Annotated in this window: 12 protein-coding genes; 10 read left to right on the top strand and 2 right to left on the bottom strand. The window is 67.1% G+C overall.

Going from position 1 to position 11,858, the window contains the following annotated elements:
* Nucleotides 1–58 precede the first annotated feature (58 nt).
* The 7 genes from ACQY8M_RS18380 to ACQY8M_RS18410 all read left to right on the top strand — a co-directional run bounded on the left by ACQY8M_RS18380 (nt 59) and on the right by ACQY8M_RS18410 (nt 6,888).
* Nucleotides 59–718 (top strand): aspartate/glutamate racemase family protein, encoded by a 660-nt coding sequence (locus ACQY8M_RS18380; protein ID WP_428674810.1) that lies wholly within the window; start codon nt 59–61, stop codon nt 716–718.
* A 58-nt stretch (nt 719–776) separates the two neighbouring features.
* Nucleotides 777–1,943, top strand: coding sequence for an ABC transporter substrate-binding protein (locus ACQY8M_RS18385; RefSeq protein WP_428674812.1), 1,167 nt, complete (start codon nt 777–779; stop codon nt 1,941–1,943).
* A gap of 92 nt (nt 1,944–2,035) precedes the next feature.
* A complete protein-coding gene (locus ACQY8M_RS18390) occupies nt 2,036–2,929 on the top strand; it encodes a branched-chain amino acid ABC transporter permease (RefSeq protein ID WP_428674814.1) in 894 nt (297 codons plus the stop codon).
* Nucleotides 2,929–3,654: an ABC transporter ATP-binding protein gene (locus ACQY8M_RS18395; protein ID WP_428674816.1), complete on the top strand. Its 726-nt coding sequence runs from the start codon at nt 2,929–2,931 to the stop codon at nt 3,652–3,654. Before ACQY8M_RS18390 ends, ACQY8M_RS18395 begins: the two co-directional genes overlap by 1 nt.
* Nucleotides 3,651–4,379, top strand: a complete 729-nt coding sequence (locus ACQY8M_RS18400) for an ABC transporter ATP-binding protein (protein WP_428674818.1) — start codon at nt 3,651–3,653, stop codon at nt 4,377–4,379. Before ACQY8M_RS18395 ends, ACQY8M_RS18400 begins: the two co-directional genes overlap by 4 nt.
* Nucleotides 4,376–5,311 (top strand): branched-chain amino acid ABC transporter permease, encoded by a 936-nt coding sequence (locus ACQY8M_RS18405; protein ID WP_428674820.1) that lies wholly within the window; start codon nt 4,376–4,378, stop codon nt 5,309–5,311. Before ACQY8M_RS18400 ends, ACQY8M_RS18405 begins: the two co-directional genes overlap by 4 nt.
* Nucleotides 5,308–6,888: an FAD-dependent oxidoreductase gene (locus ACQY8M_RS18410; protein WP_428674822.1), complete on the top strand. Its 1,581-nt coding sequence runs from the start codon at nt 5,308–5,310 to the stop codon at nt 6,886–6,888. Before ACQY8M_RS18405 ends, ACQY8M_RS18410 begins: the two co-directional genes overlap by 4 nt.
* A gap of 17 nt (nt 6,889–6,905) precedes the next feature.
* On the opposite strand, the gene ACQY8M_RS18415 is transcribed toward ACQY8M_RS18410, so the two are convergent.
* The gene (locus ACQY8M_RS18415) at nt 6,906–7,880 is read right to left on the bottom strand and encodes a hypothetical protein (RefSeq protein WP_428674824.1); all 975 of its coding nucleotides are present in this window, start codon (nt 7,878–7,880) and stop codon (nt 6,906–6,908) included.
* A 32-nt stretch (nt 7,881–7,912) separates the two neighbouring features.
* On the opposite strand from ACQY8M_RS18415, the gene ACQY8M_RS18420 reads away from it, so the two are divergent.
* Both ACQY8M_RS18420 and ACQY8M_RS18425 read left to right on the top strand, forming a co-directional pair.
* Nucleotides 7,913–9,328: a hypothetical protein gene (locus tag ACQY8M_RS18420; protein WP_428674826.1), complete on the top strand. Its 1,416-nt coding sequence runs from the start codon at nt 7,913–7,915 to the stop codon at nt 9,326–9,328.
* A complete protein-coding gene (locus ACQY8M_RS18425; protein WP_428674828.1) occupies nt 9,325–10,023 on the top strand; it encodes a creatininase family protein in 699 nt (232 codons plus the stop codon). Before ACQY8M_RS18420 ends, ACQY8M_RS18425 begins: the two co-directional genes overlap by 4 nt.
* A gap of 43 nt (nt 10,024–10,066) precedes the next feature.
* Here ACQY8M_RS18425 and trmFO read toward each other — a convergent pair whose 3' ends face one another.
* Nucleotides 10,067–11,422, bottom strand: a complete 1,356-nt coding sequence (trmFO, locus tag ACQY8M_RS18430; RefSeq protein ID WP_428674830.1) for a methylenetetrahydrofolate--tRNA-(uracil(54)-C(5))-methyltransferase (FADH(2)-oxidizing) TrmFO — start codon at nt 11,420–11,422, stop codon at nt 10,067–10,069.
* Between the two features lie 47 nt (nt 11,423–11,469).
* On the opposite strand from trmFO, the gene ACQY8M_RS18435 reads away from it, so the two are divergent.
* Nucleotides 11,470–11,856 carry a RidA family protein gene (locus tag ACQY8M_RS18435; protein ID WP_428674832.1) on the top strand — a complete coding sequence of 129 codons (387 nt, stop codon included), beginning with the start codon at nt 11,470–11,472 and terminating at the stop codon, nt 11,854–11,856.
* Nucleotides 11,857–11,858 lie beyond the last annotated feature (2 nt).

An 11,858-nucleotide genomic window follows, 5' to 3' on the forward strand; every position in this document is an offset into this window, starting at 1 on the left:
CGAGCCTCCGGCTCGCTCAAGAGAATGAGCGAGCGAGACGCTCGCGGTCCGGAAGAGTATGAAACCTCTCGGCATCCTCATGCTCGACACCCGCTTCCCGCGGATCGAGGGGGATATCGGCAATCCAGCGTCGTTCAACTTTCCGGTAATCTTCCGCACCATGAAGGGCATCGGCTCGGCGGACGCGGTCGCCGCGCATCCCGACCGGCCGCGCGTGCTTGCGGCGCTGAAGGCGAATGCGGAGGCGCTCGCGACCGACGGCGCCGTCGGCCTGTCGACAAGCTGCGGGTTTCTCGCGCTCTACCAGAAGGACCTCGATGCGCTGTCGCCGGTTCCGGTGGCGACGTCGGCACTGCTGCTGATCAGGACGCTGAGGGGCAGGAAGGTCGGCGTCCTCACAGCGTCTGCAACGAACCTCACGCCGGCCCATTTCGAGGCGGTCGATGCGCCGGCTGACACGCCGGTCGAAGGCCTGCCGCCCGACGGCTCGTTCGCGGCGACCTTCCTGCGCAACGGCCTGACGCTCGATCGTGACGCGGTCGAGCGCGAGACGGTTGCAGCCGGCAAGGCGCTGCTCACCGGACATCCCGGCATCGACACCATCGTGCTCGAATGCACCAACTTGCCACCGTACAAGAGCGCGCTGGAAGCGGCGCTCGGCGTGCCGGTGCTCGACGTGCTCGACCTCCTGCGCGACTTTCGGAAGCGGCTCGGCTGACGGGCATCGAAATTGCTGGGATACTCCTGCCAGCGCAACGGCAACGGGGGTTTGGACGATGCGTATCCGAGGTTTTCTGCTCGCGACGGCACTGGTCGCCGCGTCCTGGTCGGCCCAGGCCCAGGACATCGGTGTGGGGCTGATCATCCCGCTGTCGGCCCCGGGAGACGCGACGGGCGGGCAGCTCATCCGCCGCGGTGCGGAGATCGGCGTCGAAATGATCAATGCCCAGGGCGGCGTGCTGGGCAAGAAGATGCAGCTCTTCGTACAGGATTCGCAGGGCAAGCCCGAGGCCGGTGTCGCCGCCTATCGCCGGCTGGTCAGCGACAACAAGGTCGTCGCCGTTCCGGGCTTCTTCCATTCCTCGGTCGCGATCGCGGTCAACGAGGTCGCCAAGGACATGGGTGTGCCGACCCTCGCGGTGCAGGCCTCGGCTTCGGACATCACCGCCAAGCACTACGACATCGCCTTCCGCACCCATGCCATCGATCCGGTGCGCGTCTCGACCTGGATGGAGTTCATCAAGGTCAAGGGATACAAGCGCGTCTCGCTCATCGCCGAGACCACCGATTACGGCATCGGCCTGGCCGACGAGACGATCGCGCAGAACAAGGCGGCAGGTGGCGGCGTCGAGATCCAGAAGGTGATGTTCGACCGCACCGTCACCGACCTCACGCCGCAGCTGCTGCAAATCAAGGCGTTCAAGCCCGACATGGTGATCAATATCGGCGTCGGCCAGCCGCTCGATCTGATCATGGACCAGGCGACGACGGTCGGGCTCCTGCCCACCACGCCGATGCTGATCTCCTATGACGCGCCCACGCGGCCGCAGTATTGGCAGCTGCACGAGAAGAACGGCAACGGCATCTACTTCATCGCCTACTACTCGCCCAGGTCGAAGCTGTCCGACATCGGTACCGACTTCGCCAAGGCCTACAGGGAGAAGTACAAGGAAGATCCCGTTTACGGCGCGCTGAACGGCTTCGGCGCGATCGCCATCCTCTCCCAGGCGATCAAGGCGGCGAACGGCACCGATCCCAAGACGCTGATCAAGACGCTGGAAGGCGGCAGCTACAAGAGCTGGCCAGACGCGCCGGTGACCTTCCCGAAGGCCGACGGCGTCTACTGGCACAATTGGGTGCCGCCGGTCCTCATCCTGCAGATGACGCAGCCGAAGCAGGACTGGAAGGACGCCGAAGTCGTCGTCACCTACTCGAAGAAGTGACACCGAAGGTGTCATCCCGAGCGGAGCGAGGGATCTATGGGCAACCGCATAGATCCCTCGCTGCGCTCGGGATGATACGGGCTTGCAAGTAGATGTACTCGACCGAGCTCGTCGTCCAGACGTTCATCTCCGGCATCATGATCGGCGTGCTCTACGCCCTCATGGCGCTGGGGATCACGTTCATCTACTCGATCATGCGCATGATCAACTGGGCGATGGGCGAGTTCTACATGATCGGCAGCTACCTGCAGTACATGCTGGTGGCGTTCCTGCTCGGCCCCGACCTGTGGTGGCTCGCGATCGTGGTGTCGACGGCCGGCGTCTTTGTCCTCGGTCTCTTCACGCAGTGGAGTCTGCTGAAGCCGATCTTCAGGAAGCCGCCCGAGGCGCGTGACGACTATGCGACCGTCGTCACCTTGGCGCTGCTGCTGATGCTGCGCAGCCTCGCGACGGGCATCGCCGGTCCCAACCAGTTCACGCCGGGCTCGAACCTGCCGATCGTCATGGTCGGGCCGATGCCGCTTGCCGGCGCACGCGTGGCTGCCTTCCTGTTCGCGCTCGTGGCGCTCGGGGTGTTCTGGGCGGTGCTGCGCTACACCTGGTACGGGCTTGCGTTGCGCGCGACGTCGCAGAGTCGGGTCGGCGTGCAGACCGCCGGCATCGACGTATTGCGGGTCGACCGCGTCGCCTTCGGCATCGGCGTGGCGCTGGCCGGCCTGGCGGGTGCGCTGCTTGCGCCGGTGTTCCTGGTGTTTCCCACCAACGGGCTGATAACAACAGTTAAGGGATTCGAAATCGTGGTGATCGGCGGGCTGGGCTCGATTCCGGGAGCGCTGATCGCCGGTGTGCTGCTGGGGCTGATCGAGTCGTTCGGCGCGGCCTTCGTCGATTCGGCCTACCAGAACATCTACGGATTTGCGCTGGTGCTGCTGATCCTCGTGCTGAAGCCGACCGGCCTGTTCGGCGAACGCGGCCGCGAGGCGTGATGGCGGCCGCGTTGGAAGCGATCGGCCTGCGCAAGCGCTTCGGTGGCCTGCAGGCGGCCAACGATGTGACGCTGAGTGTCGACGCGGGCGAGATCCGCGGCCTGATCGGCCCCAATGGTGCTGGCAAGACAACGTTGGTGAACCTCGTGACGGGCGTCTACGCGCCCGACGCGGGCGAGGTGAAGCTTGCCGGCCAGAGCATCGGCGGCCTCGCCATGCATGAGATCGCGCGGCGCGGGCTGGTGCGTTCGTTTCAGGTGACAAGGCTGTTCGGCGGCCTGACGGTGCGGGAGAACCTGCTGACCGCCTTCTTCGCGCGCCGTACGTCCAACGACGACGGTGAGGCGCAGGCTGAGCGCATGATCCGCCTCACCACGCTCGGGCCGCTTGCCGACACGCAGGCCAAGAAGCTGTCCGGCGGCCAGCGCGCGCTGCTCCAGATGGGCTGCGGCTTCATGGTGCCGGGAAGCTGCTACGTGCTCGACGAGCCGTTCGCCGGCATCAACCCGGTGATCAAGGACGTCATCCTCGACATGATCGTCGAGGTGAATCGCGAGCAGGGCGCCGCGTTCCTCGTGGTGAGCCACGAGATGGCGATCATCCGCAAGCTCTGCCCCCAGGTCACGGTGATGATGGAAGGGCGGGTCGCCGCCCAGGGCACGCTCGACGAGGTCGCGCGCCTGCCCGCCGTGGTCGCGGGCTATCTCGGCAAGGCCCTCGAATGAGCGCGCTGCTGTCCATCGACAACGTCTTCGCCGCCTATCAGCCCGGCGTCGACATCCTGCAAGGCCTGTCGCTCACCGTGCCCCAGGGCGGCTTCGTTCTCGTGATCGGCCCCAACGGCGCGGGGAAGTCCACCCTGCTCAAGACGGTGTTCGGCTTGCTCGGGGCCCATCGCGGCTCGATCGCGCTCGACGGTCGGCCGATCGCAAACCTGGCCCCGCATGAGATCAAGCGGCTGGGCGTGAGCTACGTGCCGCAGGAGCTCAATACCTTCCCGCAACTCACCATCGAGGAGAACCTGAAGATCGGCGGTTGGACACTGCGACGCGAACCGGCGCGGCTGAAGGAACGCATCGCGCGCATCTACGGCATCTTTCCGGTTTTGGCCGAGCGCCGTCGCGACAAGGCAGGGTCGCTGAGCGGCGGGCAGGGACGCATGCTCTCGGTCGCGCGCGAGATGATCACCGAGCCGCGCCTGATGCTGGTCGACGAGCCGACGGTCGGCCTGGCGCCGAACCTCGCCGAGCAGGTCTATCATCTGCTGCAGACTGCCCGGATAGCGATCTCCACCACCATCCTTCTGGTCGACCAGAACGTGTCCGATGCGCTGCGCCATGCCGAGGACGTGGTGATGATGAACCTCGGGACCGTGAAGGCGGCAGGTCCTGTCGGCGAGTTCGGCGAAGAGCGGGTGCGCACGCTGATCCAGGAGTGCCTGCTGGGATGAACGCTTCGTTCCGCCGCTCCACCCTGACCATCGTCGTCGCGGCACTGCTGCTCGCGCTGGTGCCGCTGGTCGCCGGCAGCTTCGTGCTGCACGTCTTCACAATCGCCTTCTACTACGTGATCCTGGCGGCGAGCTGGAACCTGCTGGCCGGTTACACCGGCCAGTTCTCGCTGGCGCATCATGCCTTCGCGGCGATCGGCGCCTACACCTCGGGCCTGATGGGCTATCACCTCAAGATCTCGCCCTGGGTCGGCATTCCCTGCGGCGTGCTGCTGGCGGCGGTGTGCGGCCTGATCCTCGGCCGTCTCGTCCTTCGCATGCGCGCGATCTATCTCGCCATCGCGACCTGGGCCTTTGCCGAGACCTTCCACATCTATCTCACCGCCGACTACCAGTTCACCCGTGGCGAGCTTGGCCTGAGCGTGAAGTCGCTGTACGGCACGACCGACCCGATGCCGTACTATTTCACTTTCCTCGTGCTTACGGTTCTGGTGCTGCTTGGCCTGCGGCTGCTGATCGATTCGCCGCTTGGCTATTTCATGCGCGCCATCAAGGATGACGAGCTGCGCGCCAAGAGCCTGGGTATCGACACCACCAAGGTGAAGATCGCCGTGTTCGCCATTTCCAGCGCCATTGCCGGGCTGGCGGGCGGCTTCTACGGCCATTTCATCGTGCTGCTCAGCCCGCAGATGATCGACTTCTCCGAGATGGCCAAGATCGTGGTGATGGTGGTGATCGGCGGCTTCGGCACCTTCCTCGGACCGGTGATCGGAGCGGCCCCGGTGCAGATCGTGATGACCTACCTGCAGGCCTACGGCGAATGGAACCTCGCGGTCTTCGCGCTGATCGTGATCGTGCTGATGCGCTTCAGCATGGAAGGGATGGCCGCCCTGTTCACCCCGATGTGGCGACGGGTGTGGAAGCTGCAATGAATTGCGACGTCGTGGTGGTCGGCTCCGGCGCGGCCGGCCTCTCGGCGGCGCTCGCCGCGGCAGTCGACGGCGCGAAGGTGATCGTCCTAGAGAAGTCTCATGTGCTGGGCGGCACGACGGCCATGTCCGCAGCGGGTACGTGGGTGCCGGCCAATCATCACATGCAGGCGGCCGGACTCGCGGACTCGCCCGAGGAGACGCTGGCCTACCTCCGCGCCACCGCACCGCCGGGCTGGGCCGCGACGGAGGACGCGTTGTGGCAGGCGCTGGCCGAGAACTCGGCACCGATGCTGCGTTTCCTCGAGGAGAGGACGCCGCTCGTTTTCGAGCTGGTCAACCATCCCGACTTCTATGTCGAGGCGCCGGGCGGCAAGCTCTACGGACGCATGGTCTCGCCAACCCTGATCAGCCGCTACATCCTCGGCCGCTGGTGGAACCGGGTGCGCAAGTCGGTAAAGCCGCAGTTCTTCACCTACAAGGAAATGGTCAGCGGCGTGCTCAAGGACCCCGTGCGCGCCGTGCTGAAGCTCGGGCCGTCGCTCGTCTGGCGCGTCCTCGCGGGCAAGGTCGGGCTGGGCAACGGGTTGATCGTCGGCCTGACGCGCGGCTGCCTCGACAATGGCTGCACGATCCTGACTGATGCCGACGTGAAGCGGCTCACCACCGGCGGCGACGTCGTCACAGGGGTCGACGCCGTCATCGAGGGCAAGGCGGTGACGATCGCTGCGCGCAAGGGAGTGATCCTGGCGACGGGTGGTTTCGATTGGGCGCCGGACTACATGCCGAAGTACTTCCCCGGCATCGACCTCACCGGCGCACCCGACACCAACACCGGCGACGGCCAGCGCATGGCCGAGGCAGTCGGCGCCGAGCTCGCGCACATGGACCAGTCCAACATCGCGCCGGCGACCTTCACGCAGTACGAGGGCCGCCGCCATGCACAGCCGCTGTACGAGAGCTATGCGCCGCACTGTATCCTGGTGAACCGCGAGGGCAGGCGCTTTGTGAGCGAAGGCAGCCCGGCGCTCGGCTCGGCGATCGACGAACGCGGACCGGACGGCAAGTCGAAGCACGCGCCGGTGTGGCGCATCTTCGACTCGCGCTACAGCAACCGGCTGTCGGCGATGTATGCAGCGAAGGATCCAGATTTCGTGCGCACGGCGGACACGATCGAGACACTGGCGGCAACGATCCGCCTCGATCCCGCAACGCTGCGCGCCACGGTCGACCGTTTCAATGGTTGGTCGAAGCAGGGCGTTGACCGCGACTTCCATCGCGGCGAAACGGCGTGGGAGCGCTACTACACCAAGGACCGCGCGCTCGACACGGTAGAGGAGGGGCCGTTCCACGCGGCGCCGTTTCTCTATGTCAGTCTTGGCACCAAGGGCGGGCCGCGCACCGACCGGAACTGCCAGGTGCTGCGCAAGGACGGCAGTGTGATCGCCGGCCTCTACTGCGCCGGTATCGCCATGGCGAACCCGATCGGCACCAAGGCCGTCGGCGCCGGCACGACCATCGGCCCGTGCCTCACCTTCGGCTACATCGCCGGCAAGTCGATCGCCACGCGCAACGCGTGACTTCAAGTTCCTGCCCCCTATCGGGGGCGAGGAGCCTGAATGGTCGTGTCGTCATCCTCGCGCAACAGCCTCCGATAGATCGGCTGCAGCAGGCTCGGTATCACGTAGATTGGCACCTGCACGGCGGCGATGAACAGGAAGATGTCGGGATCGGCGGTGGCCGGGAGCACGGCCATCAGCAGTGCGTTGTTGCGGCCGTTGGAGCAGTAGCCGGCGGTGAGGGCGGTACGCAGGCCGGTGAAGGGCAGGGTGCCGAGCGCCATCACGGCGTTGCACAGGAACATGCCGGCAAAGGAGCCGACGATGAAGCCCGTGAGCTTCATCGGCTCGGCCAGCGCACGGGCGACAATGCCGTCCATCAGCGGGATCGCGAAGACCATCAGCACCAGCACCGCACAGCCGTCGATCTTGTGCGCGCTGTGACGCACGCCGTCGGGCTTCAGCCAGGCGCGGATCGCGATCGCGCCAGCCAGAGCGATCAGCACGATCGCCGCCAGTCGCAGGCTGAGCGTCGCCGCGCCGATCTTGAGGTCGAAGCCCAGCAGCCAGAGCGCCAGCGGCGGCATGGTGAGCGGCACGGCGAAGTTGGTGATCAGCGAGACGAGCAGCGCGAGCGACACGTCGAGCCGCAGGAATGCCGCCGTGGTCGCGGCCGAGACCACGGTCGGCGCCATGGCGCTGAGGCAGAGCGCGGCGACGAGCCCGGGCCAGACGTCGAGCATCCTCCAGAACGGCCAGACCGCGAGCGGCACGGCGACCAGGATCGCGGCGGACAGGGCGAGCGCGAGCCCGGGCCGGGCCAGCAGCGCCCGGACGCGCGGCCAGTCGGTGCGCACCAGGGCGAGCATCAGCAGGAGGGTCGCGAGCGGGCCGACCAACGGCCGAGTGGCGGCGGCGAGGTCCTGGAACAGCACGCCGATCAGCAGCGAAAAAGGCAGCAATGTGGTGGCGTGCCGGCCCATCCGCCGCAGAACGTGATCGAGCAGGTCCATTGCCCGCACCCTATCACAGGCTAGAGTGAGTCATGTTCCTTCGTACCCTGCTGGCGGCAGTTCTCCTCGGGACGGTGCCGGCCTTCGCGCAGCCCATGCCCGCGCCGGACTGCACAGTCGATGTCACCTTGCACGAGGCGCTCACCCTCGACGTCACCTACCACTGCCGGTCGAGCCAGCCGCTCAGCTTCGCGCTCGAGGGCGAACGCGCGCAGCCCTTCCTCAGCAACTTCACCGGGGGACGGATCGAGGCGGTGAACGGCCTCGTCGAAGCGCACTATCGCTTCGATCTCGGCGGCTATGCCCGCGCAGTCGACACGCCAGCCGAAGGCATCCAGCGCGGCAAGGGCGTGCTGATGCCGATCGGCGGCTGGCTGCTCGAGCCACGCGGCTACCAGCGCCTGCCGGTGATCGACATCCGCGTCCGCACGCCGGAGGGCATGGCGTTTTCGAGCGGCCTGCCGAAAGTTGGTGACGCCTGGCGGCTTGCCGGCGCCACGGTGCGCTTCGCCGGTTACACCGCGCTCGGCCGCTTCGAGCTGCACGAGCTCGTCGTGCCCGCGCCGGGCAGCCTGCGGCCGGGCCAGCCGAAGAAGGACGCGGTGCTGCGCTTGGCGCTGCTCGAAGGCTTCACCGAAAGCTCGCGCAAGGCGATCGTCGACTGGGTGGAGCGCACGGCCCAAGCCCAGGCCAACTACTGGCACGGCTTCACCGCGCCGGAGATGCTGGTCGGGCTGGTGCCAATGCCGCGCAGCGGCGTCGGCTTCGGCCGCACCCAGCCGGGGGGCGGTGTCACCATCATGGTCGAGGTCGGCGAGACGATGGATTCGCGCCGCCTGTTCAACGACTGGGTCCTGGTGCACGAGCTGGTGCATTCGGGCATGCCATTCATCCGTGGGCGCGGCACATGGTTCATGGAGGGCTCGGCCACCTACGTCGAGCCGATCATCCGCGCCCGCGCCGGCTGGAAGACCGAGGAAGCGGTCTGGAAGGAATGGGTGATGAACATGCCGCAGGGAGTCGGCGTCTTCCCGCGCGGCCTGCCGGCGGCCTCGGGCCGCGAGAACTACTGGGGCGGCGCGATGTTCATGCTGCTGGCGGACCTCGCCATCCGCCGCGAGAGCAACGGCGCCAAGGGACTGGAAGACTGCCTCGCCGGCGCGCTGTGGGAAGGGCTCGACGGTGCGAGCCGAGTCTCGCTCGATGCCTATACGCAGGCCTGCAACCGCGCGACCGGCACGAAGGCGATGAGCGAACTGATCGACCGCCACGTCAACGCCAACACCGCCGTCGATCTCGACGCGTTGTGGAAGGACCTCGGTGTTGCACTGGTCGACGGCAGGATCGTGCTCGACGACAGTGCGCCGCAGGCGAAGTGGCGCAAGATGATCGTCATGGGCCCGCCTGGCCGGACGGCCAAGCACGTCAAGCTGCCGTGGGAACCATGACCGCCGGCGTCTGGCTCGAGGAGCTGACCTGGATCGAGGCCAAGGCGCGGTTCGACGCCGATGCCGTCGTCGTCATCCCGATCGGCGCGGGATCGAAGGCTCATGGCGCGCACCTGCCGCTCAAGACCGATGCGCTCACGGCGCGCGCGCTGGGACAGCGCCTGATTGGACGGCTGCCGGTGGTCGCCGCACCGGTCGTCGGCTTCGGCTATTACCCGGCGTTCACCTCGTTCGCAGGCAGCCAGCATCTGACGGCCGATACCTTCAAGGCGGTGATGCGCGAGCTGATCGCGAACCTGACTGCTCAGGGCGTCCGGCGCATTGCGCTGATCAATACCGGCGTGTCGACCGAGAAGCCGCTCGACGAGGTCGCCGCGGAAACCGGCGTGCTGGTGCTGCACATGCGCCACGCGGGGCAGGCGGCCGACCATCTGATCGAGCACAAGGACGGCGGCCACGCCGACGAGCGGGAGACCTCGGTCGTGCTGGCGCTCGATCCACGCAGCGTGCGGATGGACAAGCTCATGCCGGCCGCGGACTTCAAGGAGTCCGCCGCGACCGGCGACCCGACCTGCGCCTCCGCCTTCAAGGGCGAGCGGCTGCTGGCGGCGCGCATCGACGATATGGTTGCCGCCCTCATGACGCGCTGGCCGGATCTTGGTCTTCCGGACCGCGAGCATCCCGCTCGCTCATGATCATGGGCGAGCGGGATGCTTGCAATGCAGAAAGAGCATGAGCCTACGCTGCAGCCGCGGCCGGCGCGAGCCAGTTGTCGAAATCGCGCAGCGCCCGCGCAGCCAGCGCCTGCTTGCGTTCCTTGCCGCGGTAGCTGCCCTCGATCGGCGGGAACAAGCCGAAGTTGACGTTCATCGGCTGGAAGGTCGTGGCGTCCGCGCCACGGGTGATGTGATTGAGCAGGGCGCCCATCGCGGTCGTCATCGGCGGTGCGCTCGGCATCTCGCCGCGCAGCTCGGCCACCGCGAAGCGGCCGGCCAACAGACCGACGGCGGCGCTTTCGACATAGCCTTCGCAGCCGGTGATCTGGCCGGCGAAGCGCAGCCGCGGCAACGCCTTCAGACGCAGAGTGGCGTCGAGCAGCCGTGGGCTGTTGAGGAACGTGTTACGGTGCAGCCCGCCCAGGCGCGCGAACTCGGCATTCTGCAGGCCCGGGATGGTGCGGAACAGGCGAACCTGCTCGGCATGCTTGAGCTTGGTCTGGAAGCCGACGATGTTCCACAGCGTGCCGAGCGCATTGTCCTGGCGGAGCTGCACGACGGCCCATGGCCGCCGCTCCGTGCGCGGATCGCGCAGGCCGACCGGCTTCATCGGCCCGAAGCGCAGGCTCTGCGGCCCGCTTGAGGCGATGACCTCGATCGGCTGGCAGCCCTGGAAGTAGGGCGTCGTGGCTTCCCACTGCTTGAACTCGGTCTTGTCGCCCGCCAGCAGGCCGGCGACGAAGGCATCGTACTGTTCCTTGTCGAGCGGGCAGTTGATGTAGTCCGCGCCGCTGCCGCCGGGACCTGCCTTGTCGTAGCGCGACTGCTTCCAGGCGATCGACATGTCGATGCTGTCGTGATGCACGATCGGCGCGATGGCATCGAAGAAAGCGAGCGACTCCTCGCCGGTCTCCCGGGCCAGAGCCTCGGCGAGCGCCGTGGAGGTAAGGGGGCCGGTGGCGATGATGGTGTGGTCCCACTCGGCGGGCGGGAGGCCGGCCACCTCCTCACGCTGCAACGTCACCAGCGGATGGGCGAGCAGGGCTTCCTGCACGGCGGCGGAGAAGGCGTGGCGGTCAACCGCGAGCGCGCCGCCGGCGGGGAGCTTGTGCGTGTCGGCCGCGCGCATGATCAGCGAGCCGGCGCGGCGCATCTCCTCGTGGATCACGCCGACAGCGTTGTTCTCGGCATCGTCGGAGCGGAAAGAGTTGGAGCAGACCAGCTCGGCGAGCGAATCGGTCAGGTGGGCCTCGGTGCCGCGCACCGGCCGCATCTCGTGCAGCATCACGGGCACACCCGCCTGCGCGAGCTGCCACGCCGCTTCGCTGCCCGCGAGGCCGCCGCCGACGATGTGGACGCTCTTGCTGCTTGACGCCATGCGCTCCGACCTGAAACCGTGCGCCTCCTTACATGGGGGAGCCGAAAATGGCCATCAAGTATCACAATCCCAAGAGCGTCTCGCTTTCCGGCAAGTACAGCCTCGGCGCCGAGGTCCAGGCCGGCGCGCGCTACCTATTCGTTTCAGGGCAGGTCGGCGTCGATTCGCGCGGCAAGCTGCAGCCGACCTTCGACAAGCAGGCGGTGCAGGTCTGGAAGAATATCGGCCAGGTCCTGAAGGCCGGCGGCATGGGCTACAAGGACATCGTGAAGATCACGACCTTCCTGACCGACAGCCGCTTCGTCGTGCCGAACCGCGCCGCGCGCGACCAGTTCATCAGCGAGCCCTATCCCGCCTCGACGCTGCTGGTCGTTGCCGGCTTGGCCGATCCTGCGATGCTGGTCGAGATCGAGGTCGTCGCCGCCAAGGCTTGAAG

It is taken from the genome of Reyranella sp. (assembly GCF_965279465.1).
Taxonomy (GTDB): Bacteria; Pseudomonadota; Alphaproteobacteria; order Reyranellales; family Reyranellaceae; genus Reyranella.